Source organism: Lysinibacillus sp. UGB7 (genome assembly GCF_049058285.1).
Taxonomy (GTDB): Bacteria; Bacillota; Bacilli; order Bacillales_A; family Planococcaceae; genus Lysinibacillus; species Lysinibacillus sphaericus_B.
Genome location: NZ_JBMGUV010000008.1, coordinates 31277 through 57542 on the forward strand (window position 1 = coordinate 31277; position 26266 = coordinate 57542).

Sequence of the window (26266 nt, forward strand, 5' to 3'; positions counted from 1 at the left end):
AATAAGATAGCTTTAAGTAGCACATGTTATGAAGTAGTATCAGTCACGCAGTCTCTTGCCTCTATAAGGTGATGTGATTGTAAAAATAATTTGAATGAAGAACAAGCCCCGGCGGATGGCACAAGTTTTGAAGGAACCCGTTGCGTCTATGCGACAACCATTAATCGACCTGCCTGGGTAAATCGCCACGTCCTGTGGTTTGACTGAGATGACGAACATTGTGTCAACCTGCGCAGGTCCAAAAAGCAATTCAAAATTTGGTTTTAATTACGCCGAGGCATAATTGATACTTGTAGGAGATGATTGTATGACAACTTGGTATTTTCTAAATTCAGGGAAATGTAGTCCTTCGTTTAATATGGCGCTGGATGAGGCATTGCTTGATTGGCATAGTGAGGGTTTAATTCCTCCAGTGATTCGGTTTTATGAGTGGGAGCCTGCGACACTTTCAATTGGCTATTTTCAGCAGGCGAAAAGAGATATTAATTTAGAAGCAGTTCGTGAACAAGGTCTAGGTTTTGTGCGACGTCCAACAGGTGGAAGAGCAGTTTTACACGAACATGAGTTGACATATAGCGTCATTGTCACAGAAAGCTATCCAAATATGCCTGAATCGGTAACAGAGGCGTATCGTGTATTGAGCGAGGGGATTTTACAGGGCTTTCATAATTTAGGGATGGACGCGTATTTTAGTGTGCCGGATACGGAAGAAAAAAAGGCCGACTTGAAGCAGCCAAAGAGTGCTGTTTGTTTTGATGCACCAAGTTGGTATGAGCTTGTCGTAGAAGGAAAAAAAATAGCGGGTAGTGCGCAAACGCGTCAAAAAGGTGTCATTTTACAGCATGGTGCAATTTTACTTGATCTCGATGAAGAAAAACTATTATCAGTATTTAATTTTTCAAGTGATGAAGCGAAAGAACGCATGCGTAAAAAGCTGCCAGAGAAGGCTGTTGCCATTAATAGCCTTGTCAAAGAACCTGTTTCTATTGAACAATGTGTGACGGCTTTCCGAGATGGTTTTGCAAAATCGTTGCAAATTGATTTAAAACCATTTACACTTTCTGAGGAGCAATTAGAATATGTCCATGCACTTGAAGAAAAAAAATATGCGCATGATGATTGGAACTTCAAAAAGTAAGAAATGGTATAAGAAAAATATTTTTTTTGCGTTTAAACCTTGTGCTGACAAGCAGTACTGATTCTAGTCAAAATTGCAAGAGTTGAATTAAAAAACTATATATAGTATCTTTTGTTAAGGAATATACACAATATGTAGTGTTTAACGACACATGATATTGTGTATTTATTATTGTAAGGATGAAAATAAGGGAGGCAAAACGATGGTACTCACAAATCATCAACCCGAAGTAAACAAACAAATCGAACAATTGAACAAGGATATTGAACTATTTCCACAGGTTCACCCCGTAACCCCTGATATGCACATTACGCATAAAGGTGTTTCTAGATTGGTAATGATCGATCGCTACTCGTTTAAGGACACAGAGAAGAAAACATTAAAAGCTGGTGATTTCGTTGTCTTAACAGTAAAGGCAGATCCAAAATTCCCTGCACGTGGTTTAGGGACAATTCAAAAGATTGATATGACTACAAAAACAGCAGACATTTTGATCGAGGAAGACTACCGTAGCGTTTTAGATGAGCCAAAAGAGCAAGAAACGGGTGTGATTACGCGTTCAATTGACGTGTTAGAAAAGCCTCTTGAAATTTATTATGAGCAAATCGCAAAACGAAATGCAACAGGGCTTGCCTCTGTTGAAAAAACAGCAGAAAAACGCCAAGAATGGTTTGAGAGATTTTATGAGCAATTAGTATCATTGCGATTTATCCCAGCAGGACGTGTTATTTATGGAGCAGGTTCTGAAACAGATGTAACGTTCTTCAATTGCTACGTAATGCCATTTGTTGCAGATTCACGTGAGGGTATTAGTGATCACCGTAAGCAAGTAATGGAAATTATGAGCCGTGGTGGGGGAGTAGGAACAAATGGTTCAACTCTGCGTCCACGTAATACTTTAGCACGTGGTGTGAACGGGAAATCGTCTGGTTCGGTTTCATGGCTAGACGATATTGCCAAGCTGACACACCTTGTTGAACAGGGTGGATCACGTCGTGGCGCACAGATGATTATGCTGGCCGATTGGCATCCTGATATTGTGGAATTTATCATTTCAAAAATGCAAAATCCACGTATTTTACGATACTTAATCGAAAACACGACGGACAAGTCTATTATCCGTCTAGCAAAAGAAAAATTAAACTTCAAGCCTTTATCTCAACAAGATGAAGCAATGTATCAGGGTATTGTAAATTACAAAAACATCGAAGGCTTAGGCGGATTTGATGCTGCGATTATTCGTGATGCAGAAAATAAATTACGCGACGGTGGTACGTATACAGTCCATAACTCAGAGTTTTTAACGGGCGCTAATATCTCTGTAACATTGACAAAAGAATTTATGGAAGCTGTTGAAAAAGATGCGGATTTTGAGCTTCGTTTCCCAGCAGTTGAAGAATATACAAAAGAGGAAATGACTCTCTACAATACGGAATGGCATAAGGTTGGCGACGTACGTGAATGGGAGAAATTAGGCTATAAAGTGCGCACATACCGTACGATTAAAGCGAAAGAGCTTTGGAATCTTATCAATGTATGTGCAACATACTCTGCAGAGCCAGGTATCTTCTTCATCGATAACGCAAACGATATGACAAACGCTAAGGCATATGGTCAAAGCGTTGTTGCAACAAATCCATGTGGTGAGCAACCACTTGCACCTTATTCGGTGTGTAATTTAGCTGCTGTAAATTTAGCGCAGTTTGCTAATAAAGAAAATCAAACAGTTGATTATGAAGCATTACGTGAAACGGTACGCGTAGGTGTACGTATGCAGGATAATGTTATTGATGCAACGCCTTATTTCCTAGAAGAAAACCGTGTACAAGCCCTTGGTGAGCGACGTGTTGGCTTAGGGGTAATGGGCTTAGCAGATTTACTTATCTATTGCGAAAAAGAATATGGCTCAGAGGGAGGCAATGCACTTGTTGATGAAATCTTTAAAACAATTGCAGAGACTGCTTATGAGGCTTCAACAGAACTAGCAAAAGAACGTGGTAGCTTCCCATTCTTAGTAGGTGCGACAGCAGAAGAAACTGCACGTTTACGTAAAGCCTTCACAGAAACAGGCTTCATGCAAAAAATGCCAACGCATATCAAAGAGCAAATTTTAGCAACAGGTATTCGTAACTCGCATTTACTTACAGTGGCGCCTACAGGTTCTACTGGAACGATGGTTGGTGTAGCAACAGGTCTTGAGCCTTATTTCTCGTTCACATATTACCGTTCGGGTCGCTTAGGTAAATTCATCGAGGTGAAAGCAGAAATCGTTCAGGAATACTTAGACAGTCATCCAGCAGCAAGTGCGAACGACTTACCATCATGGTTCGTATCATCGATGGAATTAAAACCAGAGGCTCATGCCGATGTACAATGTATCATTCAAAAATGGATCGATTCATCGATTTCAAAAACGGTGAACGCTCCAAGAGGCTATACAGTACAGCAGGTAGAAAAAGTATATGAGCGTCTATATAAAGGTGGCGCTAAAGGTGGTACGGTTTATGTAGATGGTAGCCGTGACTCACAAGTACTTACACTAAAGGCCGAAGAAAATGATATGGATCAGCTATCATTTGAAGAAGAACTAGTAGAAGAACACACAAAGCGTCCGGTCGTATTAATCGACACGATTCAAGCGCTGGAGTCAACAACTGTTATCGGCTCTGACGTTGGGAATACTTGCCCGGTATGTCGTAAAGGAACAGTCGAGGAAATGGGCGGCTGTAACACATGTACAAACTGCGGTGCACAGCTTAAATGTGGTTTATAAAATAATGAAAAAGTGTCTATTGTGAATTTGATATAAAGTTGCACGGTTTTCCCCCTTTGGATTATATTAATCTAAAGGGGTGTTTTTATGTTTACTGTCATGCTTGGTACTGAGGCAAAATTGAACAGGTTTTCCATCAGTTAAAGGATTAGAGGGGCTGTCCCAAAAGCCATGGGAAATTGGCTGAGGGCTTGCCTGGCATGTTTCTCCATTAAAGGGCGCTTTAATGGAGGAAATATCATAGAAATGATCAAACTTTTTTATAAAAGAATGATTCAATAAAATATATTAAGCGCGTGTTTTGATTAATCTTTTTTTAAAACACGCTCTTTCTTTTTGCTTGTTTATCAAGGCTATTAGTATTAATTTAATCAATCTTTATTATAAAGCTATATCTATTGTAGGTTTGAAATAAAGTCGCGATGTTTTCCCCCTGTGGATATATGGTTATCTAAAGGGGCATTTTTATAATGAAGGGAAAGAACATCTGAATTAAAAGGTGGATTAATGAATTGTTAATTGAAAATAAATTGTTCTGTTAAAGGCACAGTTTGTTGAATAAAGAGGAAAAGCTATTAAGCAATCGAGAAGAAATCTTTAGGAGACATATGTGATAAAATTAGGAAAAAGGTGGTATGAGATATGAAAATCCATAGAATAGATCATGTGGGTATAATCGTCAATGATCTTCCTGCCGCGAAAGCGTTTTTTCTTGACTTGGGCCTTGAAATGCTGGGGGAAGGAAAAGTGGAAGGTGAGTGGGTGGAGAGGATGGAGCGGATATTAGGGCTTCAAGACGTTAAAGAGGAAGTTGCAATGTTGCGAACGCCTGAAGGTGATGCAAATATAGAACTAGTAATGTTGCGAACGCCAGACGGTGACGCAAATATAGAACTAGTAAAATTTCACACGCCATCAGATGAAAATGGCATACAGCGTCCTTTAGCAAATACTCTGGGTATCCGGCATATTGCCTTTGCTGTGGAAGATATTGAAGCCCTTGTTACCAAATTGACTATGAAAGGCGCAGGACTTATTGGTGAGATACAAAACTACGAAAACGCTTATAAATTATGCTACGTTCGTGGGCCAGAAGGAATTATTTTGGAGCTGGCTGAGGAAATCAAATAAAATATCCAATCTTTTTTATCAAAACAGCAAACTCGTTGATAAGAAAAGAGAACACTTTGATCAAATTTTTTCAAAATGGTTTCTTTTCTTTGGCTGCTAAATCAGGGTTGAGCCAATACTTTTACTCAAACTTTATTCAAAGCCTACAAAAGGTGTGGATTAAAAATAAAGTCGTACTGTTTATAAAAAAGTTGAATGTTTATTCAGCCGACTATTCAAACCGTTCTTTTTAGGGACTTCTATGAGTTTTACTCAAATTTCTTTATAAAAACACAATCTGCATTTACAAATGAAGAATCCATTTTGATCAATCTTTTTTCAAAATGGATTCTTTTTATTTTGCAGTAAAATGTGGGTTCACGGAACATTTTTGATCAAACTTTATTTCAAAGCTACATCTATCTTGCCTACAAGGCGGATAGGCACTTTTTTTGCTGTATAAACCACTTATGCTGGAAAAACGACCAGTCATCCATAATACATTTACATCAATGTTTGAAAACTTTATAGTGAAGGCGAATGAAAGGACTGTGATGATATGAAAATAGAAGTGTCGATCGATCCGACATATCAAGAACCAAAAGTTATTATTCTCACAGATAAAATGACAGAGGAAATCGAACAAATCATGCAGCGTATTGCTACTGAAGAGGCTGATTCGTTGACGGTATTTTCTAGTAGGGGAGCGGAGATGATTGCCTGTAAAGATATTTTGCGTATCTATACGGAAGCAAAAAAGGTCTTCGTCCAAACATCGCGGGGCATTTACACGGTGCGCAGTCGTTTGTATGAACTTGACAAGAAGTTAAATCCGCAAATATTTGTACGTATTTCAAATGCTGAAATCGTCAATCGAAACATGATTAAACAAATGGATATTAGTAAGACAGGAACTATAGGGGTAGTGCTACAAGGTGATATTAAAACGTATGCCTCAAGGCGCTATGTCTCAAAGATTAAAAAGCAATTAGGAATATGAGGTGAAAGAGATGCAAAAGGATATTGTGATACGCTTTGTAGGGGGATTTGTGATCGGTGTTACCATTGGGCAAATTGTACAGCTCTGTATATCTCTTGGCTTAGGTCAAGAAAGCTATTTAGCGGTTGTGCCAAATTTTCGTGCTTTATTTACAAGTGAAACAGTAGCTGTTTGTACACAAATTTTTTTAACGGGGATGATAGGTGTCACATTTGCCATGGCGGCATTAGTCTTTGAAATCGCTAGATGGGGCATGTTGAAGCAATATATCGTGCATTTTAGCGTGACGGCAAGTGTCTGGATACCCATTGTTATGATTATATGGATGCCTAAAACGATGGCCAATATATTTTCCTTACTTGCGAGTTTTATAGGAACATATATCGTGACATGGCTGATGCAATATCAACTATCGAAGCGTGATATTGAAAAAATCAATGCCATCTTAGAAAGAGGTGAGAATCATGACCATTGAAATAAAAGAATTATCGAAACATTATCAGGAACGAGCAGTAGTCGATCATTTATCATTAAACATTGAAAAAGGTGAATTTTTTGCGCTTCTTGGTCAAAATGCGGCGGGCAAGACCACAACCATTAAAATGCTATGTGGACTTGTTACACCTACAAGTGGTGACGCTCTTTTGGACGGAGTGAGCATCGTTCACAATCCCATTGTTGCTAAGAATAACATTAATATTTCTCCGCAAGAAACAGCAGTTGCACCAAATTTAACGGTTGTGGAAAATTTACGATTAATGGCTCGAATTTATGGCTATTCAAAAATACAAGCGGAACAACATGCGATTGCACAGATGAATACGTTTGGCTTGCAGATGAGCCAGCACGAGAAGGCTAAGATTTTATCGGGTGGTTTTAAGCGACGACTAAGTGTGGCAATGGCCATGATGTCAAATCCGAAAATTTTGTTTTTAGATGAGCCTACATTAGGCATGGATGTGCGTGCACGTCGTGATTTATGGGGAATTTTACGTCAATTGAAAGGGCATGTCACCATTGTTTTAACAACTCATTATTTAGAAGAAGTGGAGATGTTAGCGGACCGAGTTGGTATTATGCATCAAGGAAAATTACGAGCACTCGGTACGACTAAGCAATTGATGAGTCAAACAGGAAAACAAACATTTGAAGATGTCTTTTTAGAACTGACGGAGGGGGAGTCGCGTTGAAGGCTGCTATATTTGCGACAAGAAATCATAAAGAAATCGTACGAGATCCCTTAACACTGCTTTTCGGTATAGGCTTACCTGTCCTACTTATGGGCTTATTTTCGGTCATGCAAAAAAATACGCCAATTTCATTATATGAAATTAATAACCTAACACCAGGTGTCATTATTTTTGGTTTTTCGTTCCTTACACTTTTTTCAGGGATGTTGCTTGGCAAGGATAAAAGTACCTCCTTTTTAATGCGAATCTTTGCTTCACCGATGTCTGCTGCCGATTACATCATAGGGTATGTCCTGCCATTATTAGCGATAGCGGCATTACAGATCAGTGTATGTATACTCGCTGCTATATTTTTAGGGCTGTCACTTAATCTATCTGTCCTATTCATGGGTATCGTACTCATCGTTATTTCCTTACTGTATATTGGACTTGGCTTATTACTTGGTACGATATTTACAGATAAACAGGTGGGTGGGATTTTTGCGATTTTTGTAAATGTGACAACTTGGTTAAGTGGTATATGGTTTCAGCTTGATATGATGGGTGATACATTTCATTCAATCGCCCGATTACTTCCATTCGTCCAAGCTGTGGATGCTGCGCGCGCAGTGTTAAGTGGACATTACCAAGATATTTTTATACCTCTCGCTATCGTCTTCGGTTATACTACCATAATTTTTATTACGGCTATTTTAGGATTTAAACAAAAAATGAAGAGTAAATACTGAAATTCCAATTTTAAGTAGGATTTATGTGATATTTATAGAATATTCAATTTAAAGGGGGGAAGGTTTATGTCGAGTTTACCAATTATAGTTGCACCGATGTTTTTAGTATCTAACCCAGAGATGGTGATTGCAGCGAGTAAGGCAGGGGCTATCGGTTCATTTCCTTTATTGAATGCAAGACCAACAGCGGTTTGTGCAGAGTGGTTACAGGAGATTAAAGAGGCGTTACCAACAGAGCCTTGGGCTGTTAATTTCATTTGTCATCCTGTAGCGAACGAGCGTTTCGAAGAGGATTTGCAGTTAATTGAAAGGCACGAACCACCGATTGTTATTACATCACTTGGTAATCCGAAGCGGGTCATTGAAATTGTGCATGGCTACGGTGGCAAGGTGTATGCAGATGTAGCGAATGTCAAGCATGCAGAGAAATCCGCGGCAACAGGTGTGGATGGCCTTATTCTTGTCTGTGCGGGAGCTGGTGGACACGGTGGTCAACTGAATCCATTTGGTTTTGTATCTGCCGTGAAAAAATTCTTTGATGGTACAATTATTTTATCTGGCTCTATTTCTAGCGGTGCAGACGTGTTGGCCGCGCAAATAATTGGCGCAGACTATGCCTATATGGGAACACGCTTTTTAGCTTGTGATGATGGCAATGCACCAGAAGACTATAAAAAAATGGTTATTGCAAGTAAGACCGACGATATTTTATATACGGATGCGTTCAGTGGAGTGCATGTTAATGTATTAATTCCGTCGTTACTCAAAGAAGGAATTGATCCGTCCACGTTAAAGCCAAGAGAAGATATTGATTTAACCCATCTTGTGGATGCTAAAGCTTGGCGAGATATTTGGTCAGCAGGTCATGGCGTTACAAATATCGAGCAGCGAGAGACAGTGCGTGAAATTATCACGACATTGCAAGAAGAGTATGAGACGGCAAGACAACAACTCATCGCTGTACAGCCTCAATAAAGAAACTTCAATGCTTGGGGGATTTCTTCATCCCCCAAGCATTGTTAGTTGAACCAATCGGGCATTTACGGTCAGTTGATTGACATCTCGTTCACTCGTTGTCTATGTCCACTGGAGGTGGGTGTATTACTGACCGTTAATGCGGGATAAAGTAGAAAAGCAAGAGAAATCATTCGCGGATGATCTCTCTTGCTTTTTAGTCATGATTTAAAGTTGCAGCGATTTCCGGCTGTTGTTCGACTTGACGTAGCATTTTGAATGAAGCAATGGCTACTTCGACTTGATCGTCTTTCGGCTCTCGCGTAGTCAATAATTGGAGCCATAAACCTGGATAACCAAGGAAGCGTAAAACAGGTATGTTACGGCACGCATTTGTGGCTTGGAGTACTTCAAATGATACACCAAGTACTACGGGAATTAATAAAATGCGGTCTACAATACGTAACCAAAGTGGATCCGTTGGTACGAAGAAATATAAAAACATACCCACAAACACAGTGAAGAGCATGAAACTACTACCGCAACGATAATGTAAACGTGATTGTGCTTGTACATTTGCAACAGTTACTTCCATACCAGCTTCATAGCAATTGATTACTTTATGCTCGGCACCGTGATATTGGAAGACTCTTTTTATAATAGGTGTTAAAGAGATAAAATATAAATAGGTAAGTAGTAAAATAAGTTTAATACCACTTTCCAATAGAATCTGGCCTGTTTTACCTTCTATCCACTTGGAGAAAAAATCCGCAATAAATACAGGGATTAATGTAAATGCAAATTTGCCAAATAAAAAGGACAGAATCCCCACAACGGCAACCCCTAAAATCATTTGCAGTTTAGAGCCTTCCTCTACATTTTCCTCTTCTTCGCCAGGTGTAACATCATAGCGATCCCCTGAAAATTGCATATGGCGTGAACCTAAACCAGCTGATTCAACAAGTGCCACAACACCACGTACAAAAGGAATTTTTTTTAATTTTTGTAGAATAGGTTTTTGAACTTTTTTGTAATGATAATAATCAATGGACTCATCGTTACGGCGAATGGCTGTAATCGTATGTTCCTTTCCTCCGAACATCACACCTTCTAATTGTGCTTGTCCCCCGTATACAGGTGAATTGCTCAAGGCTAACACCACTCTCTTTAAATATTTCAACTGTACCATTGTACTAAATTTAGTGAAAAACCTCTAGAGGAACGCATAGTAAATTTTCTATATGGCTACACTAAATTTATAATTTTGTTTTATTAGTATGTTACGTTCACGTAGTATGTTGCGTAACGCTCAGGTCGAGGTGATAAATGCTCGGGTGAAGCCAAGAAGCGCTCGGATCCACCGGTTTACCGCTCGGGTGAAGCCAAGAAGCGCTCGTGTCCACCGGTTTACCGCTCGGGTGAAGCCAAGAAGCGCTCAGGTCCACCGGTTTACCGCTCGGGTGAAGCCAAGAAGCGCTCGCTCGGATCCACCGGTTTACCGCTCGGGTGAAGCCCAGAAGCGCTCGTGTCCACCGGTTTACCGCTCGGGTGAAGCCAAGAAGCGCTCAGGCCAAACCGCTTAACACACAGGCCCAGTCCGTTCAGCGCTTAGGTCTATAACCAATAACCCATAACGCCCGGTTCCAAAGCGTTGAACACTTCGCTGCGGTAATAGGCTCATCACGCTCAAATCGAAAGAACTGAGTCGTTCACATTTAGGAGGGATATGCTTGAAAATAGCGAGTATAACATCAATTGTAGGTGCGCTTACGCTAGTATTGTGCTTGAGAGCGCTTCAGTTCTTTCATTTAATTGATTGGAGTCCGATAGGGTTTTATAAGAAGTGGGAGTTGTTTGAAGATAGTTCGAAATTATTTCAGTGGAGCTTTCTAACATTCGTTTTATTTTTATGTGGTTTCTTTTTGTATGTTACTTTGCAATATGTCCATATTATACCAGCGGTGCTGACGTCTTTTTTACTTGGTCTTATTTTTACCATTACTTTAGAATGGATTATCCTTGATTTGCCTTTACAGTCTGCCTCTTTTAAAAAATTATCAATTCCCTTCATGGTCGTGGTAATTTGCTTATTACGGTTCCTACTTGAAACAGCAAATTTTCACCAGAAAGAGCATACTGCACAAAAAGGAAATTAGTTGCCGTATGCAACGGGTGTGATAAAATAAAGTGCAAGTACATAGAAAGAGGCGAATATTGCGTGAAGTTATTATGTTTAAATGGCCCTAATTTAAATCGGCTGGGTAAACGAGAGCCGCATATTTACGGACATGAAACGTTAGATGATGTGAAAAAAAATGTTCGGAATCTTGCGGCAACTCTCGGTGCAACAGTTGAGTTTCGTCAATCCAATCATGAGGGAGAGCTAGTTGATTGGGTGCATGAGGCAGAAGACGAAAAATATGATGGTATTATTTTTAATCCTGGTGCTTATACACATACGAGCATTGCGTTACATGATGCAATTGCAGGGATTTCAGTGCCAGTTATAGAGGTACATATTTCGAATATCCATAAACGTGAGGCTTTCCGCCATCATTCTTATCTTGCACCAGCTTGCATCGGCCAGATTTGCGGTCTAGGTACAAAAGGCTATGAGCTAGCGCTACGCACATTCATCGAAGGGGAGAAATAACATGTTAAAATTACAAAAGCTTCGTAAAGCACTACAAGAACACAGCATCGAGGGTATTTTAATTACGAACGAGTACAACCGTCGTTATATGACTGGCTTTACAGGGACAGCGGGTGTAGCGATTGTATCACAAAACGATGCTGTGTTTATCACAGATTTCCGTTACACTGAACAAGCAGCTGCTCAAATTAAGGATTTCCGCATCGTCAAGCATGAAGCGACAATCCTCGAAGAAATAGCAACACAAGTAAAAGCAATGGGCATCAAATTATTGGGCTTTGAGAAAGATGCTGTAAGCTATGGCACATATGAGCTATACAAAAATGTGATTCAAACGGATTTAGTACCTGTTTCTGGACTAATTGAAAAAATTCGCTTGATTAAGACGGAACAAGAGATTAATATTATTAAGGTTGCGTGTGAAATTGCTGATCACGCATTTACACATATTATAGACTTCATCAAGCCGGGGAAAACTGAGCTTGAGGTTTCGAATGAATTAGAATTTTTCATGCGTAAACAAGGGGCTACGCAGTCCTCATTTGATACAATCGTCGCGTCTGGTCTTCGGTCAGCATTACCTCATGGTGTTGCAACAGATAAAGTAATTGAAAAAGGCGACTTTGTCACACTAGATTATGGTGCACTTTACAATGGCTATATCTCTGATATGACACGTACAGTAGCTGTTGGCGAACCATCTGCAAAATTAGTAGATATGTACAATGCAGTACTTGCTTCACAACTTTTAGCACTTGAAAAAGTGGGTCCTGGATTAACAGGTATTCAAGCAGATGCGATTGCACGTGACTACTTAACAGAAAAAGGCTATGGCGAGGCATTTGGTCATTCATTAGGACATGGCATTGGTCTTGAAGTACATGAAGGCCCTGGCTTATCGATGCGTTCAGAAACGGTATTAGAGCCGGGCATGGCCGTAACGATTGAACCAGGTGTTTATTTACCGGGAATCGGTGGTCTACGTATCGAGGACGATATTTTAATCACAGAGACAGGTAATGAACTCCTAACGCATTCGTCAAAAGAACTCATCATTTTATAAACAATGGAGGAAAACAAATGATTTCAGTAAACGATTTCCGAACAGGTCTAACAATTATTGTTGATGGCCAACTATACCGTGTTATGGATTTCCAACACGTAAAACCAGGTAAAGGTGCTGCATTCGTGCGCTCAAAATTACGTAACCTTCGTAATGGTAACGTACAAGAAAAAACTTTCCGTGCTGGTGAGAAAGTTGAAAAAGCACAAATTGATAACCGTAAAATGCAGTATTTATATGCACAAGGTGACGAGCATGTCTTCATGGATATGGAATCTTATGATCAATCAGAATTAGCATCCTCTGCAATTGAGTATGAGTTAAAGTTCCTTAAAGAAAATATGGAAGTACACATCCAATCTTATCAAGGTGAAATGCTTGGTGTAGAATTACCAAATACTGTTGAGCTAGAAGTAACTGAAACAGAACCAGGTATTAAAGGAGATACAGCTTCAGGCGGTACTAAACCTGCAACTCTTCAAACAGGTCTTATCGTCCAAGTACCATTCTTCGTCAACCAAGGTGATGTTTTAATTATCAATACAACGGATTCTTCTTACGTATCTCGCGCGTAATCAACGTATATCAAGCCTACTCTTTACTAAAAAGAGTAGGTTTTTACATATTCTTTATACATTTATGACTTTTTTATTGCAAATTATGAGAATAGATAGACGAACAATTGTCTTTTTTAATATTTAATCGTTTGTTTCTATCATCAGATAGATGGTCATATGTGGAAGAAAAGTTTACAATAAAAGTAAGGAGTGAATGCTATGTTACATAAATTTGAGCTTCAATATCCAATTATTCAAGCGCCCATGGCTGGGGTTACATCGCCAAAGTTTGTTGCAGCTTGTGCAGAGGCCGGGATTTTAGGCTCTATTGGAGCAGGCTATTTAGATGGGGAGCAAACGAAAAGCTTTATTCAACAGGTTAAAAAACTTACACATAAGCCGTTTGGGGTCAATTTATTTGTGCAGGAGGAACCACGTATTGATGTGGAGGTTCTACAAAATGCACGTATGGCGCTACAGCCGTTTTATGACGAGCTTGGTCTATCAACTGTCCAAAGTGTAGTGTCATCGGAAGTTTTTGAAGGACAAGTCCAAGCGGTACTGGATGAAGATGTAGCGATTTGCTCGTTTACATTTGGCATCCCGTCAGCAGATGTCATTCGTCGTCTTAAAGAAAATAATGTTTATGTTATTGGTACGGCTACCACATTGCATGAAGCGAAGTGTGTGGAGGAAGCAGGCATGGATGCTGTGGTTTTACAAGGTGGGGAAGCCGGCGGACATCGAGGCTCCTTTACTGAGCCTATGCAGTTAATCGCACGTCATGATTTACTACAACAAGTTGCAGGGAAAATTACCATTCCCATTATTGTAGCAGGTGGTATAGTCTCTAAAGAAGATGTGACTACGGCATTAGCACATGGTGCGCAGGCTATACAGATTGGTACAGCCCTTTTAGTGGCAGATGAATGCGAAATTTCGCCAGTATATAAAAATGCTATACTTGAATCAAAAGCACAGCAGACGACTGTTACTCGTGCCTTTACCGGCAAACCAGCACGTGGTTTAGCTAATGATTTTTCTGAACGTATGAAAGATGCGGTTGTAGCACCGTATCCACTGCAACATTATTTAACGTCTACTATTCGTAAGGTAAGTGCAGAGCAAGGAAATCCTCAATACTTATCAATGTGGATGGGCGAAAATAGTCATTTGGTACAACCAGGCTCTGTGAAAGACATTATTGCAAAGTTAATTTAATTTAGCCATGTTCAAATCATGCGTGGAGCGAAGCATTAGATAGGGCAATCACATATGTTTAGTTGACTTACACCCACTTGCCCACAAGAACTCTGTCTAGTGTCGCCAAATTCTGTGGCATGCATAAGAAACCAACCATCTGGTGGGCTCAATGTCTCCATGGCTTAAGGGTGTAAATTATACTAGCGCAATTTAAAAAGAAACTTAAATATTTTCATACTAAGATCTCTATACGTCTGTATAGAGGTCTTTTTTTTGGGCTAGCGACATATATTGCTGTACACGAGGGGGCGTATGAATGGAATTACAAGACGTATTAAGAGTCGCTGGAGTGGGACTAGTCGTTGCGCTTCTTCATGTTTTCTTTGATCAAACAGGGAAGAAAGAGTTTTCGTTTTTCTTATTTTTCATTGCTTACTTATATATGACAGCAGAATTACTGCGATTTTTACGGATATTTTTCAATGAAATTTTAACCTTCTTTCAATGGCTTACCTCTTCTGGGTAATGTAGATGGAAATTGTCATTGTCGCTGTTGTCATGCTGCTTTTATTATTGCTTATAAAAGAAGTTATAAAACCACTCCATGCGCTCATTAGTGTAATGTTTTCGTTTTTACTGTTCAGTTTATTGTTTTCGACACTCCTATTGCCACTCGTGAAACAGCTCCTCGAAATGTTAGCCTTTTTGCCTTATGCAAAAGCTATTGTCATGAGTGCTAGCCTTTTTTATGTAGGGCAATGGGTGTCTATGTTGCTTGTTGAACATAGCTATAAAGTACTCGGGGGCTTGGTTTTTGACGCGGTGAAAATTGTTATTTTGTTGTACTGGTTCAAAGAATTTTTGGCTGTTTTACAGGAGGTGTCGGCCATTTTACAAAGGATAAGCTAAGGAGCGAATAACATTGCAGGAGCAACTACTGTCGTTTTTGATAGATCCTTTTTTTCTCTTGCTCAAAATGACACTCATTTTGTGTGGCTACGTCATTATTATTCTTATTGTCAATATGGTGCTACCTGAGTTTGAAAATGGGACAAGGATCCTTTTTTTTCTCATTGTGTTAGCGACAATCGGCCCTGTGGTGGTCAATTCATTCAATTTAATCGATCAAATTGCACAGGGACTTTCGCATATCTTTACGGCATTCTATCCAATTCTAACATCAAGCTTTCTTCTATCTAGTAGTATTACAGCCATTGCTTCTTGGCAGCCTTTTTTACTCTTTTTTGTACAAGTCTTAACTATCATCAGTAGTAAGTGGCTTATTCCGGGGGTGCTTTTTGCCATTGTCTTTGATGTTTGCAGCGTCATTGTAAAAGAAATATCCTTTTCGAGAATTGCGGATCTTATTCGTTTTACAATTATGAGTATCGTTTCGGCATCTGTCGTATGCTACATCATTTTAATGTCGGCAAGTGGCGTTGCGGCATTTAGTGTCAATAAAGCTGTTTCAGAACCTGTGAAAAAACTTATTGAAGAAAATATTCCAGTTGTCGGGTCTTTTATAGTCGATAGCTTTTCAATGTTTCAGCATATGACGCAATTTTCTTCTTCTATTAGTAGTATTAGTGCCTTTATAGCTGTTATCACAATTTCGTTTGTACCGACTGTGCAACTTGTTGTTAGTGCATATTCATTAAAGCTGCTAGCTGCTATTTTAGAACCGATTGCTTTTGATGATATTTGTAAACTACTTGATCAGGTTAGTAAATCTCTATTTACATTATGTGCAGTATCATTTCTTATTGCTTTTTCATTTATGTTTTCTTGTTTTTTCCTTATCGTTTTTGTGCAGGTTATGGCTGGGGGGAGATAGATTGATTCTTTTATTGGCGTTGCTCTTTATTTGTCAGCTTTTCGTGTTTCTAACCGATGATAAGCAGATAATTTCACTAACAAAACTCGTCATTACGTTAGTATTTTTGCAATTGCTATTAAAGATTCCATTTATCAATTCATAGGAGGAAACAAGCGTACATACACTTGAAAAAGAGAAGATGAAGGGAGGCAATGTACAAGTGATGTGGAAAAGGTACGAAAAAAAACAACACCATTTTTGGTCTTAATGCTCATTGCTGCCTCCATGGGACTTTTCATCGTGTTTCCTATGTTTCAAACGAATTCAACAAATGAGCGAGTAACACCGTCTACAAATGAAGAAAAGCTAGAAAAGACACTGCGAGCTATGCAAGGTGTTGGGGAGGTAAAAGTTTATTTTTATTATGGAGAGATGACAAATGAGACGGATGAAAATAATCTATTTAGCCAATATTTTAGGGGTACTGACCAAGGCGTGAAAGATGTAACAGGAATGCTTATTGTTTCAGAGGGAGCATCGGATATTTTTATTAAAAATGAAATTCGTGCTGTCGTCAGTCAAGTGATGCAATTGCCTATTCATCGAATTATTATCGTTCCAATGGAAAATAAGGGGGAAAAATAAATGCGCGTGCGTAGAAGAACTGTTTGGTTTATGACATTATTAAGTCTAGTAGCAGTAATTTCAGTATACTATTTAGTTGACCCAGCAAAACAATTTAATGGCTTAACAATTTTTTCAGATGATACATTACAGCAAACAGCGATAACAGGTGTAACAGATCAAGAGGCTTCCAAACAAGATGTGACGACTGAAGTATCATCGCCAAGTCATTTATTTGAAGAAATGCGTATGCAAGTAAGTGATGAGAGAAGTCAATTACGTCAGCAGTTAACGCAAAAAATTGCCTCTGAAGAATACACAGCTGAAGAAAAAAATAAGGCATTCAATGAAATCGATGGGATTATTAAACAGGAATCAGCGGAAGCCATGTTAGAAATGCTAGTTAAATCGTTAGGATATTCGGATGCCTTTGTTAAAGCGGACGGAGAAAAAGTATCTGTCACTGTCATGGCGGAAGAGTTATCTAAATCACAAGCAAATGAAATAATTTATTTGGTGAAAAGCGAATGGGAAGGCGCCAATGATGTGCAAGTTAAATTTAGTGCAAACAACGGCTATTAAGATTAGTGAAAAAAAGGAATATTCTGTTTATTAGTCATTAGTTGTTATATATCAGGATAATGAAAAGGCTTTCGTTTAGTAAAAGAAAGCCTTTTATTTTGTTTAGATTTACTTAATTTTCATTTAACTATTTCAAATTGACCGAAATAAATATAGAATAGTGGGTGTAGTAGATATTATTTCATAAGGAGAGTTAAACATGTTCAAAATTCAAGAAATTCGTGAAATCATTAAATTGGTAGATTCTTCTTCAATCGACGAGTTCGTTTATGAAGTAGATGGCGCAAAAGTTAAATTAAAAAAGAACAGTGTGGTTGTTACTGAAACTGTAGCACCTAAGAAAGAAGTTTCAGCTCCTGTTGTACAACAAAGTGCATCAGCAGCAGCTCCAGCACCAGCAGCCCCAGCAAAAGTAGAAGAAGCTCCAGCAGCACCAACAAACAACGACCCATCGTTACATAAAATTGTATCTCCAATGGTTGGTACTTTCTATGCTGCTCCAAACCCAGAATCACCAGCTTACGTACAAGTGGGCGACAAAGTAGGCGACGAGATGATCGTATGTATCGTAGAAGCTATGAAACTGTTCAACGAAATCGAAGCAGAAGTAAAAGGTGAAATCGTTGAAGTACTTGTTAAAGATGGCGAATTAGTTGAATACGGTCAACCATTATTCCTTGTAAAAGCTGAGTAAGGAGTGTATACAACCATGAAAAAAGTTTTAATTGCAAACCGCGGCGAAATCGCTGTACGAATCATTCGTGCTTGTAAAGAGCTAGGTATCAAATCTGTTGCCGTATACTCTGAAGCAGACGCAGACGCATTACATGTGAAATTAGCAGATGAAGCATATTGCATCGGTCCTAAACTATCAAAAGATTCATACCTTAGTTTCCCAGCTTTACTTAGTGTAGCAGAAAAAACAGGTGCAGACGGTATCCACCCAGGTTACGGTTTCGTATCAGAAAACGCTGACTTCGCTGAAGCATGTGAAAACGCAGGCATCAAATTCATTGGTCCTTCATCTGATTCGATTAAAATCATGGGGATTAAAGACGTTGCGCGTACAACAATGGAAGCAGCAGATGTTCCACTTGTTCCAGGTACTGGTATTGTGCCAGATATCGAAACAGGTAAAGAATGGGCTGCTAAAATTGGTTACCCAGTTATCATCAAAGCAACTGCTGGTGGTGGTGGTAAAGGTATCCGTGTAGCTCGTACAGAAGAAGACCTTGTAAAAGGCATCGACATTACGCAAAAAGAGGCTGCTGCAGCATTCGGCAATCCAGGCGTATATTTAGAAAAATTCATCGAATACTTCCGTCACTGCGAAATTCAAATTTTAGCAGATGGTTATGGTAACGTCGTACATTTAGGCGAGCGTGACTGTACAGTGCAGCGTCGTATGCAGAAATTAGTTGAGGAAGCACCATCTCCTGCACTATCTTCTGAACGTCGTGCTGAAATGGGTGCAGCTGCGGTGAAGGCAGCACAGGCATGTAATTATGAAGGTGCTGGTACAATCGAATTCATCTACGATTATCAGGAAGACAAGTTCTACTTCATGGAAATGAATACTCGTATTCAAGTAGAACATCCAGTAACAGAAATGATTTCTGGTGTCGACCTTGTACAACAACAATTGAAAATTGCTTCTGGTGAAAAGCTTCCATTTGCACAAGAAGATATTAAATTAACTGGATGGGCAATTGAATGCCGTATTAACGCAGAAAATGCATACAAAAACTTTATGCCATCAGCTGGTACTGTAGATACTTATATCACTCCAGGTGGTTATGGTGTACGTATTGATTCTGCTGTGTATGCAGGCTATACAATCCCTCCATACTATGATTCAATGGTAGCGAAGTTAATCGTTCATGCAGATACGCGTGAGGAAGCCATTGCGAAAATGAATCGTGCACTAGGGGAATTTGAAGTTTCTGGACCTGGCATCAATACAACCATTCCATTCCATGAAGCATTAATGAATAACGACGTATTCAAATCTGCGAAATTCAACACGAAATTCCTAGAAGAAAACGACGTATTAGGGACAAGTAAATAATCGTTCATACAAAGGCGAAGGAATCCATATGATTTCTTCGCTTTTCACTATTTATAGATACTGTTTTAAAATTTATCGACATCACTTTTTGATTTATCTAGAAAGGCTAGGAATTTATCGCCTAACTTATTAGAAAATATCGATTTGAAATTAAAACGGCTTTCCTAAGCCAAACCTTCCTATTTATAGTATAATAAACGTAACAACAGCATTTGCTTGCGATGCGTAAAGGAAAGGATGATATTTGCATGGCAGAGAAAGTAGGACAATCTTTTGTACAACCAACACCAGCTGGAAAAGAGGAGCTTGGTAAAATTGAGGTAGCGGCGGAAGTAATTGAAATTGTCGCTGGGATTGCTGTTAGCGAGGTAGAAGGTATCGCGGCAACACGTGGTAATATAGCAACGGGTGTTGTGGAACGCTTTGGTAAAAAAGTACACAATAAGGGCATTAAATCTGGCGTCACAGAAAGTGGAGAAATTGCCATTGATGTATTTTGCTCTGTAAAATATGGTTATGCAATTCCAAAAGTTGCGAAGGACGTACAAACACAAATTCGCCAAGCGATTTTAAATATGACTGCACTTGAAACAGCAGAAGTGAATGTACATATTACAGGCATTCATTTTGAAAAAGAAGAAGTGGCTGTACAAGAATAAGAAAAACGAGGTTATCTCAAAATTTTGAGATAACCTCGTTTTCTGTTAGGATGCAATACTAGAGTTGCCTTTAAAACTTTTCTTTTGGTGATAAATTATATTTCAATATGTTTTGGTTTTTTCCAGTAAAATGCAAGCACCACACCGAAGACTAACACGATTGTGGCAAAGTAGTATGGATAGTTTAAATTTATGTCGAACAATATGCCACCTAAAATGGGTCCGAATATATTACCAAGGCTGGTAAACATTGAGTTCATGCCGCCAACGAAGCCTTGTTCATTTCCTGCGATTTTCGATAAATAAGAAGTAACTGCAGGGCGTATTAAATCAAAGCCCACAAAAATAAAGAAAGTGACGAATAATATTGCGGCATAATGATTAACGATTGTCATGGCAAAAGTAAGGACAGCGGATAGTACAAGCGAGTAGCGAATGACGTTAATTTCGCCCATTTTTCTTGTCAACCAATCAAATAATAACAGCTGTGCAAGTGCACCGACAATTCCACTACCAGTAATAATTATTGCAATATCCTTTGGGGTAAATGCAAATTTATGATCTACGAATAAACTAAACAGCGATTCAAATGCTGCAAGACCAAATGATAGGACAAAAATTAACACGAAGGCGATGAAATATAACGGACTAAAAATGCGTTTTGCACTACCCAAAATAGAGCTTGCAGCTTCTGCATCGTCTTTTGCTCGTGTTGGTTCTTTTAATAATGTTAATGATAATATTGCTGCTATGAAACCAAGTATACCTGCGGCGTAGAATGGTACACGTGTACCGATTTCCGCCAAAAAACCACCAAGCCCTGGTCCAATAATAAAGCCCGTGCTAATAGCAGCACTCATATAGCCGAGAGCCTTTGGACGTTGCGCCATTGTTGTAATATCAGCAATGTACGCCGTCACCGCAGGCATAATAAATGCAGCACTTACACCACCGAGCATACGTGATATAAATAACACTTCGATTGTACGGCCAACCCCAAATAACAGCTCTGAAAGTCCAAAAACAAAAAGACCTGCAACGATCATAACTTTCCGACCGATGCGGTCTACGAGTTTACCAGCAATTGGTGAAACAATAAGCTGCGTAATCGCAAATGCCGCGACCATATAACCGACGACAGACCCTGTAATATTAAGTTCGTTCATAATCGTTGGTAAAACAGGAATTACTAGGCCGATGCCTAAAAAGGCGATAAATAAATTACTTAACAAAATAATTAGCGTTAAGGTTTGTTTCTTGTTCATTTTCTTTACTCCTTCAACATTTCACGTTACATGGGAAATACAAAATCCAATCTACTAGAATATTTTCAATTATTACATTAAACCCTATAGTAACTATAGGGTCAAAAGATTTGTTTGAAAAAAGAAGGAAGTGACATTAATTGAGGGATTTTTGCCTAATTTTCAACTCAACAATAAACTTTTTTTCTTGCTCTGCTATTAATGTAGCCGGCATATATAGTTCATATACAGTGGTTTCGAATGCTTTTTTTTGCGACTCTACATAATTCTTAAGTTTTTCATAAAAAGAAAAATATGTTTCAGGGTGATAGATAAAGGCAATGCATACATATATGCCTGCGGGTACAATCGTTTGTTTGACATCGGTTGAAAGTTTAGAAAAGGTACGCTCGGTTAGTAGCGGTGTAAATATGGCATCGTACATAATATCATTTACATCTGCGTACTTTGCAAGTGGGTAGATGCAACCGTAACGACTATTTAATACACTGCCTTCATTTTCGATGATTTTGGTCAATGTACCATAGTACGAATTTGTGCTGGATGTCGGTGTTAGTTCGGTTGTGGTAACTTGTAAAATGGCCATTTCTTCTTCTAACTGCGTATATACTTCACCAAAGACCGGAATATCAATTTGTTCTTGCATTTGTTTTTTAGTTTTCAGTAGGGTGTATTTTACTTCGTTTAATCGGGAGATTTTTTCTTCAAGTCGTTGTTCTTTTTGTTCTAAAAAAATGAGTAGTTCTGCAGGTGTCAGCATGAGTGCTTTTTTTATATCTTCAAGCGACGTACCGATATACTTCAGTGATTTAATTATATCTAAGTAAAAAATCTGATCATCTTTATAATAACGATAATTACTAGAGGTATCAGTATAAGCTGGTTTAAATAAATCAATTTGATCGTAGTAGCGAAGTGTCTGCACAGAAAGATTTGACAACTTTGCCACCTCACCGATTGTATAATAATGTTCTTTCATAGATAGCCTCCTAGCAATAGCAAAAGGAATTTGGAATTTGGAATTCATTACTTCAGATGTCCATTTACACCTCTAAAGTGGAAATGAATTGTTCTCATTATATCATTCAAACTATTTTTAAAAAATATAGCTAGCACCATCATTTTTACAAAAGGTGACATTGCTGGCTGTCGCTCCGCTTTCGTGCATAAAACCAGTTGCGACTAGCGCTTAATTTTTATGCATAAAACCATTTGCGGTTGTCGATTTGCTTTCGCGCATAACTTTATTTGCAAAAGAAAGTTAAAATAAGCAGAAAGTTGCTTGAAAAAGGTTTCAGATTATTGAAAACTTGCTTGAAATCATGTTTCTCACATGAATTTATGCTATTATAAACCTTAATGCCACTTAAGAAGGAGAGCTTTACATGAAACGACATGAAGCACGCGAAAAAGCGTTGCAAGTTTTGTTTCAGCTAGACAATACCGATCTAACAGTCGAAGAAGCAATGGGACATATTAAAGGTCAACCAACAAATGCTTTCTACGAAAAGATTGCAAATGGAACAGCTGAAAATTTGGAGGAAATTGATGCGGCCCTTGCGCAGCATCTAGAAAAGTGGTCAATTGCCCGTCTACCGAAAATTGAAAGAACCGTGTTACGTCTAGCTGTATACGAACTTTTATACATGCCAGAAACACCAAAAAGAGTAGTACTTAACGAAGCAATCGAGTTATGCAAAACATTTGGCGACGATGGATCGTCGAAATTTGTCAATGGCGTACTTTCTAAATTTACAGAACAATAAAAACGTGTTGTATTGGAAGGAGTAACATAGGTTTATGTCAAGTGCAATAATTAATGGTAAAGAAATTGGTCAAGAAATTCGTAATTCTGTAGCAGAGCGTGTAGCTCGCTTAAAAGAGCAAGGATTAACACCAGGCTTGGCGGTTGTATTAGTTGGGGACAACCAAGCTTCTGCTACATATGTAAGAAACAAACAAAAATCTTGTGAAGCCATTGGTATGTTTTCAGAGCTAGTAAAATTACCAGAAGAAACTACGCAAGAAGAATTACTAAAACAAATCGAATTATTAAATGGACGTGAAGACATTCACGGTATTTTAGTTCAATTACCACTCCCAAAACATATTGATGAGGATACTGTTATTGCTACAATCGCCGTTGAAAAGGACGTCGATGGCTTCTCACCAATAAGTGTTGGAAAAATGATGCTTGGCCAAGAAACTTTTTTACCGTGTACGCCGTTTGGTGTTATGAAGCTTCTTGAATATTCAGGAATTGAAATTGCAGGAAAGCATGCGGTCATTGTTGGTCGAAGTCATATCGTAGGGAAACCTATGGGACAACTTCTTTTGCAAAAGGATGCAACCGTGACATACACGCATTCAAAAACACCTGATTTACCTTCATTCACTAAACAAGCGGATATTTTAATTGCAGCAGTTGGACGTGCTAACTTCATTACGAAGGAGCATGTTAAAGCAGGCGCAGTTGTTATTGATGTCGGTATTAACCGCGATGAAAATAACAAGCTGTGTGGCGACGTAAACTTTTCAGATGTCGATGGTGTTGCGTCTCATATGACACCAGTACCAGGTGGAGTTGGGCCAATGACGATCACAATGTTACTTTTCAACACAGTGCAAGCAGCAGAAAATACGCTTGCCAATAAAGTGCAATAATGAGTAAAGATTCTACATTACGTATCGATTTTTAGTAAGTTAAACCTAAAAAGATTCATAAGCAAATTACTTTCATAAATAGTTTGTCTTAAAGATACACGAACATTTTGGTAGGAGCGTAAGGCGGCAACTTCAGCGGGAAAAGTAAGCGAACCGAGACCCTGGGCTGAGCTTTTATGGGAATGAAGGCTAAAAGCGTCACGTCCTGTGTCAACGCATTCGCTTTCGTGACCAACATCCTGTTGCTGACGCTTCGCTTTCGCACATAAAAGTCCCTGTTGCCCCGAAGCGGCTCGGTGCTTGCCCGCGAAGAGCGTCCCCTGTTGCGGAATATAAATGTGATATGAACAATTACTTTATTCTCCTTAATAGTATGCGCTTTTATTGATTTGATAGTGAATTATGACATTGATTCAAGCAATCTCTAATTGAAAAAGATACTATTTAAAGAGCATAACTTATAGATTGAGATTGCTCAAATTGACGAAAAAAGGTGTTCGGAATGATCATATTCCGAATACCTTTTGACATTTTATCAGACATATTCGTACCAAATAGCCCCTATTAACGACAGTAGTACGCTACAAGTAACTATTTTCTGCCATTTTTGAACTTTGCCATGTCCAATTAGCTAGCTTCTTCAAAAGTAAGTAGTATTACCTGCATGAACAATTTTTTAATCCTTCGTAAGGTTGTCCAACGCATACCATGCTTTTCTTTCGCATCCGCAGATAAACGTTCAATCTTTTCTTTTTGACGTGCATAATTTGTTTCATGTCACTTTGATGATATAAATGATTGGCTTCTTCCACATGATGCGCCCAAATAGTGATATTCAATGATTTTTCGATGATCCTTACTCGTCGTACACTGAGCCAATAACGGACAACTTGCGCATTAAAACGGATGGGATTTGTACAGTCTTCTACCTTTTTTCGTTGTCGTTGAATAGGATACACTAGTTGATTGGAGCATAGGCGGCGACTTCTGCAAAGAATAGCATGAGTTGAAGGCCCCGCAGGAGCGTAGCGACGAGGAGACTGAAGCCCTGCCTGCGAAAAGCGTTCGACGTAGCGCAAATCAATGGGTTCGTATAGATACTTCTATTTTCAAAGAAAAAAGATTTTTTGAGTTTGTCTATAGTCTGGGCATATCTCATAGATTGAGATATGCTCTTTTTTGTGCGAACCTTTCAGATAATCCCAACGTCTTAACTAAAGTTTGCATTATACATACTAATTATGGAGGGTATTAATGGAGAACTTCGATATAATACTTATTTTGAAGCATATTTTTATTGGACTTGTGCAAGGGTTTACAGAGCCTATTCCGGTATCATCGAGTGGTCATGTCATGATTGCTAGTGAATTACTTGGTTTGGGTGAACAAGGCTTTACATTCGCCATCCTAACGAATACGGCTTCATTGTTGGCCATTGTGTTTATTTATCGGGAAGATATAGTACGACTCATAACACATTTTTTCCTTTATATCAAAACGCGTGAAAGACGCTATAAAGTGGATTTTCGTTTTGCATTATACATTTTGATAGGTTCCATTCCAGCCGGGATATTAGGTGTTTTACTAAGCGATGTCATTGCAGATAATATAAGCATGACGACAATTGCTATGATGTTATTTGTAACCGGCATTGCACTTTGGTTAATTCGTAATATGCGCGGGACGAAGAAGGATGCTGATTTGCGTGCGAAAGATGCAATAATAGTAGGCCTTGGTCAAGCAGTAGCATTAACGCCTGGCATTAGTCGTTCAGGTGCAACTATTATTTCGGCCATTGCAGTTGGCATGAGGCAGGACACCGCATTACGCTTCTCGTTCATGCTTTATATTCCAGTTAGTCTTGGTGGCGTCGTACTCGGGATTACAGATTTTTTAGATGAGCCAAATAAGAGTGCATTAGCAATGCCGTATGCAGCAACTTTTATTGCTACATTATTTATGACATATTTTGCAATGCGATGGTTTATGGGCATTATGAAAAGTGGTAAGCTTAGCTACTTTACCTATTATTGTTTTATTGTCGGTACATTATTGTTCATTTTTTATTAAAACATTCTCCGCATGACGATACTGTCGTTATGTGGTCTTTTCCGTTTGCTGGTAGATTTCAAGCAAATGCATTAGTTCGTGCTTTTAACATGGGCCATTTTTCTTGCGAAACTGCATTTTTACAGGTCAGGCACAATAAAAAATGTTAT

The 26266-nt window shown here is 38.8% G+C and carries 27 protein-coding genes and 1 pseudogene; 24 read left to right on the forward strand and 4 right to left on the reverse strand.

The genetic code is table 11. The features are described 5' to 3' along the window. Positions 1 to 307: 307 nt before the first annotated feature. From ACOMCU_RS09200 to ACOMCU_RS09235, 8 genes are all read left to right on the forward strand, one after another. Complete coding sequence (locus ACOMCU_RS09200) at positions 308 to 1138, forward strand: lipoate--protein ligase family protein (protein WP_010859771.1); 831 nt, start codon at positions 308 to 310, stop codon at positions 1136 to 1138. Between the two features lie 202 nt (positions 1139 to 1340). Next, positions 1341 to 3911, forward strand: coding sequence for a vitamin B12-dependent ribonucleotide reductase (locus ACOMCU_RS09205; protein ID WP_421050010.1), 2571 nt, complete (start codon positions 1341 to 1343; stop codon positions 3909 to 3911). 642 nt (positions 3912 to 4553) lie between these two features. Then, on the forward strand, positions 4554 to 5042 hold the full coding sequence (locus tag ACOMCU_RS09210; RefSeq protein WP_421050011.1) for a VOC family protein: 489 nt from the start codon (positions 4554 to 4556) through the stop codon (positions 5040 to 5042). Positions 5043 to 5580: 538 nt separating this feature from the next. After that, entirely contained in the window at positions 5581 to 6021 is a 441-nt protein-coding gene (locus ACOMCU_RS09215) for a LytTR family DNA-binding domain-containing protein (RefSeq protein WP_421050012.1), read from the forward strand. Positions 6022 to 6031: 10 nt separating this feature from the next. After that, complete coding sequence (locus tag ACOMCU_RS09220) at positions 6032 to 6496, forward strand: DUF3021 domain-containing protein (RefSeq protein WP_010859767.1); 465 nt, start codon at positions 6032 to 6034, stop codon at positions 6494 to 6496. Continuing rightward, on the forward strand, positions 6486 to 7211 hold the full coding sequence (locus ACOMCU_RS09225; protein ID WP_010859766.1) for an ABC transporter ATP-binding protein: 726 nt from the start codon (positions 6486 to 6488) through the stop codon (positions 7209 to 7211). The genes ACOMCU_RS09220 and ACOMCU_RS09225 overlap by 11 nt, the downstream gene beginning before the upstream one ends. Next, on the forward strand, positions 7208 to 7939 hold the full coding sequence (locus ACOMCU_RS09230) for an ABC transporter permease (protein WP_421050013.1): 732 nt from the start codon (positions 7208 to 7210) through the stop codon (positions 7937 to 7939). Before ACOMCU_RS09225 ends, ACOMCU_RS09230 begins: the two co-directional genes overlap by 4 nt. Positions 7940 to 8005: 66 nt before the next feature. Continuing rightward, the gene (locus tag ACOMCU_RS09235; RefSeq protein ID WP_421050014.1) at positions 8006 to 8914 is read left to right on the forward strand and encodes an NAD(P)H-dependent flavin oxidoreductase; all 909 of its coding nucleotides are present in this window, start codon (positions 8006 to 8008) and stop codon (positions 8912 to 8914) included. A 196-nt stretch (positions 8915 to 9110) separates the two neighbouring features. Here ACOMCU_RS09235 and ACOMCU_RS09240 read toward each other — a convergent pair whose 3' ends face one another. Beyond that, a complete protein-coding gene (locus ACOMCU_RS09240; protein ID WP_010859763.1) occupies positions 9111 to 10082 on the reverse strand; it encodes a DUF1385 domain-containing protein in 972 nt (323 codons plus the stop codon). A gap of 541 nt (positions 10083 to 10623) precedes the next feature. Here ACOMCU_RS09240 and ACOMCU_RS09245 point away from each other — a divergent pair. The 13 genes from ACOMCU_RS09245 (at position 10624) to ACOMCU_RS09305 (ending at position 20118) form a co-directional block, all read left to right on the forward strand. After that, a complete protein-coding gene (locus tag ACOMCU_RS09245) occupies positions 10624 to 11049 on the forward strand; it encodes a hypothetical protein (RefSeq protein ID WP_010859762.1) in 426 nt (141 codons plus the stop codon). Between the two features lie 62 nt (positions 11050 to 11111). Continuing rightward, complete coding sequence (aroQ, locus tag ACOMCU_RS09250) at positions 11112 to 11546, forward strand: type II 3-dehydroquinate dehydratase (protein ID WP_010859761.1); 435 nt, start codon at positions 11112 to 11114, stop codon at positions 11544 to 11546. A 1-nt stretch (position 11547) separates the two neighbouring features. Then, complete coding sequence (locus ACOMCU_RS09255) at positions 11548 to 12609, forward strand: M24 family metallopeptidase (protein WP_421050015.1); 1062 nt, start codon at positions 11548 to 11550, stop codon at positions 12607 to 12609. Between the two features lie 17 nt (positions 12610 to 12626). Continuing rightward, complete coding sequence (gene efp / locus ACOMCU_RS09260) at positions 12627 to 13184, forward strand: elongation factor P (RefSeq protein WP_010859759.1); 558 nt, start codon at positions 12627 to 12629, stop codon at positions 13182 to 13184. Between the two features lie 201 nt (positions 13185 to 13385). Then, positions 13386 to 14387, forward strand: coding sequence for an NAD(P)H-dependent flavin oxidoreductase (locus ACOMCU_RS09265; protein WP_421050016.1), 1002 nt, complete (start codon positions 13386 to 13388; stop codon positions 14385 to 14387). Positions 14388 to 14685: 298 nt separating this feature from the next. After that, positions 14686 to 14895: a hypothetical protein gene (locus ACOMCU_RS09270; RefSeq protein WP_010859757.1), complete on the forward strand. Its 210-nt coding sequence runs from the start codon at positions 14686 to 14688 to the stop codon at positions 14893 to 14895. A 5-nt stretch (positions 14896 to 14900) separates the two neighbouring features. Then, positions 14901 to 15278 (forward strand): hypothetical protein, encoded by a 378-nt coding sequence (locus tag ACOMCU_RS09275; RefSeq protein ID WP_010859756.1) that lies wholly within the window; start codon positions 14901 to 14903, stop codon positions 15276 to 15278. A 13-nt stretch (positions 15279 to 15291) separates the two neighbouring features. After that, complete coding sequence (locus ACOMCU_RS09280) at positions 15292 to 16203, forward strand: stage III sporulation protein AE (protein ID WP_421050017.1); 912 nt, start codon at positions 15292 to 15294, stop codon at positions 16201 to 16203. 291 nt (positions 16204 to 16494) lie between these two features. After that, positions 16495 to 16830 (forward strand): hypothetical protein, encoded by a 336-nt coding sequence (locus ACOMCU_RS09285; protein WP_421050083.1) that lies wholly within the window; start codon positions 16495 to 16497, stop codon positions 16828 to 16830. After that, complete coding sequence (locus ACOMCU_RS09290) at positions 16831 to 17391, forward strand: SpoIIIAH-like family protein (RefSeq protein WP_010859753.1); 561 nt, start codon at positions 16831 to 16833, stop codon at positions 17389 to 17391. A gap of 199 nt (positions 17392 to 17590) precedes the next feature. Continuing rightward, on the forward strand, positions 17591 to 18085 hold the full coding sequence (gene accB / locus ACOMCU_RS09295) for an acetyl-CoA carboxylase biotin carboxyl carrier protein (protein WP_010859752.1): 495 nt from the start codon (positions 17591 to 17593) through the stop codon (positions 18083 to 18085). 15 nt (positions 18086 to 18100) lie between these two features. Beyond that, entirely contained in the window at positions 18101 to 19459 is a 1359-nt protein-coding gene (gene accC, locus ACOMCU_RS09300; RefSeq protein WP_010859751.1) for an acetyl-CoA carboxylase biotin carboxylase subunit, read from the forward strand. 248 nt (positions 19460 to 19707) lie between these two features. Beyond that, entirely contained in the window at positions 19708 to 20118 is a 411-nt protein-coding gene (locus tag ACOMCU_RS09305; RefSeq protein WP_010859750.1) for an Asp23/Gls24 family envelope stress response protein, read from the forward strand. A gap of 95 nt (positions 20119 to 20213) precedes the next feature. On the opposite strand, the gene ACOMCU_RS09310 is transcribed toward ACOMCU_RS09305, so the two are convergent. Continuing rightward, positions 20214 to 21383 carry an MFS transporter gene (locus ACOMCU_RS09310; protein ID WP_010859749.1) on the reverse strand — a complete coding sequence of 390 codons (1170 nt, stop codon included), beginning with the start codon at positions 21381 to 21383 and terminating at the stop codon, positions 20214 to 20216. A gap of 136 nt (positions 21384 to 21519) precedes the next feature. Continuing rightward, a complete protein-coding gene (locus tag ACOMCU_RS09315; protein WP_010859748.1) occupies positions 21520 to 22362 on the reverse strand; it encodes a MerR family transcriptional regulator in 843 nt (280 codons plus the stop codon). A gap of 406 nt (positions 22363 to 22768) precedes the next feature. On the opposite strand from ACOMCU_RS09315, the gene nusB reads away from it, so the two are divergent. Together nusB and folD are read left to right on the forward strand one after the other, a co-directional pair. Beyond that, positions 22769 to 23149, forward strand: a complete 381-nt coding sequence (gene nusB, locus ACOMCU_RS09320; protein WP_421050018.1) for a transcription antitermination factor NusB — start codon at positions 22769 to 22771, stop codon at positions 23147 to 23149. 34 nt (positions 23150 to 23183) lie between these two features. Next, the gene (gene folD / locus ACOMCU_RS09325; protein WP_010859746.1) at positions 23184 to 24047 is read left to right on the forward strand and encodes a bifunctional methylenetetrahydrofolate dehydrogenase/methenyltetrahydrofolate cyclohydrolase FolD; all 864 of its coding nucleotides are present in this window, start codon (positions 23184 to 23186) and stop codon (positions 24045 to 24047) included. Positions 24048 to 24628: 581 nt separating this feature from the next. Here the strand turns inward: folD and ACOMCU_RS09330 are convergent. Then, a pseudogene (locus ACOMCU_RS09330) lies at positions 24629 to 24998 on the reverse strand (transposase); the annotation flags it as partial. Between the two features lie 303 nt (positions 24999 to 25301). Here ACOMCU_RS09330 and ACOMCU_RS09335 point away from each other — a divergent pair. Continuing rightward, the gene (locus ACOMCU_RS09335) at positions 25302 to 26117 is read left to right on the forward strand and encodes an undecaprenyl-diphosphate phosphatase (RefSeq protein WP_421050019.1); all 816 of its coding nucleotides are present in this window, start codon (positions 25302 to 25304) and stop codon (positions 26115 to 26117) included. Positions 26118 to 26266 lie beyond the last annotated feature (149 nt).

What these genes read in the sequence shown, in the direction of transcription:
- ACOMCU_RS09200 (WP_010859771.1), top strand. Translation starts at nt 308, where the DNA reads ATGACAACTTGGTATTTTCTAAATTCAGGGAAATGTAGTCCTTCGTTT.
- ACOMCU_RS09205 (WP_421050010.1), top strand. Translation starts at nt 1,341, where the DNA reads ATGGTACTCACAAATCATCAACCCGAAGTAAACAAACAAATCGAACAA.
- ACOMCU_RS09210 (WP_421050011.1), top strand. Translation starts at nt 4,554, where the DNA reads ATGAAAATCCATAGAATAGATCATGTGGGTATAATCGTCAATGATCTT.
- ACOMCU_RS09215 (WP_421050012.1), top strand. Translation starts at nt 5,581, where the DNA reads ATGAAAATAGAAGTGTCGATCGATCCGACATATCAAGAACCAAAAGTT.
- ACOMCU_RS09220 (WP_010859767.1), top strand. Translation starts at nt 6,032, where the DNA reads ATGCAAAAGGATATTGTGATACGCTTTGTAGGGGGATTTGTGATCGGT.
- ACOMCU_RS09225 (WP_010859766.1), top strand. Translation starts at nt 6,486, where the DNA reads ATGACCATTGAAATAAAAGAATTATCGAAACATTATCAGGAACGAGCA.
- ACOMCU_RS09235 (WP_421050014.1), top strand. Translation starts at nt 8,006, where the DNA reads ATGTCGAGTTTACCAATTATAGTTGCACCGATGTTTTTAGTATCTAAC.
- ACOMCU_RS09240 (WP_010859763.1), bottom strand. Translation starts at nt 10,082, where the DNA reads ATGGTACAGTTGAAATATTTAAAGAGAGTGGTGTTAGCCTTGAGCAAT.
- ACOMCU_RS09255 (WP_421050015.1), top strand. Translation starts at nt 11,548, where the DNA reads ATGTTAAAATTACAAAAGCTTCGTAAAGCACTACAAGAACACAGCATC.
- efp (WP_010859759.1), top strand. Translation starts at nt 12,627, where the DNA reads ATGATTTCAGTAAACGATTTCCGAACAGGTCTAACAATTATTGTTGAT.
- ACOMCU_RS09265 (WP_421050016.1), top strand. Translation starts at nt 13,386, where the DNA reads ATGTTACATAAATTTGAGCTTCAATATCCAATTATTCAAGCGCCCATG.
- ACOMCU_RS09270 (WP_010859757.1), top strand. Translation starts at nt 14,686, where the DNA reads ATGGAATTACAAGACGTATTAAGAGTCGCTGGAGTGGGACTAGTCGTT.
- ACOMCU_RS09275 (WP_010859756.1), top strand. Translation starts at nt 14,901, where the DNA reads ATGGAAATTGTCATTGTCGCTGTTGTCATGCTGCTTTTATTATTGCTT.
- ACOMCU_RS09285 (WP_421050083.1), top strand. Translation starts at nt 16,495, where the DNA reads ATGTTTCAAACGAATTCAACAAATGAGCGAGTAACACCGTCTACAAAT.
- ACOMCU_RS09290 (WP_010859753.1), top strand. Translation starts at nt 16,831, where the DNA reads ATGCGCGTGCGTAGAAGAACTGTTTGGTTTATGACATTATTAAGTCTA.
- accB (WP_010859752.1), top strand. Translation starts at nt 17,591, where the DNA reads ATGTTCAAAATTCAAGAAATTCGTGAAATCATTAAATTGGTAGATTCT.
- accC (WP_010859751.1), top strand. Translation starts at nt 18,101, where the DNA reads ATGAAAAAAGTTTTAATTGCAAACCGCGGCGAAATCGCTGTACGAATC.
- ACOMCU_RS09305 (WP_010859750.1), top strand. Translation starts at nt 19,708, where the DNA reads ATGGCAGAGAAAGTAGGACAATCTTTTGTACAACCAACACCAGCTGGA.
- ACOMCU_RS09310 (WP_010859749.1), bottom strand. Translation starts at nt 21,383, where the DNA reads ATGAACAAGAAACAAACCTTAACGCTAATTATTTTGTTAAGTAATTTA.
- ACOMCU_RS09315 (WP_010859748.1), bottom strand. Translation starts at nt 22,362, where the DNA reads ATGAAAGAACATTATTATACAATCGGTGAGGTGGCAAAGTTGTCAAAT.
- nusB (WP_421050018.1), top strand. Translation starts at nt 22,769, where the DNA reads ATGAAACGACATGAAGCACGCGAAAAAGCGTTGCAAGTTTTGTTTCAG.
- folD (WP_010859746.1), top strand. Translation starts at nt 23,184, where the DNA reads ATGTCAAGTGCAATAATTAATGGTAAAGAAATTGGTCAAGAAATTCGT.
- ACOMCU_RS09335 (WP_421050019.1), top strand. Translation starts at nt 25,302, where the DNA reads ATGGAGAACTTCGATATAATACTTATTTTGAAGCATATTTTTATTGGA.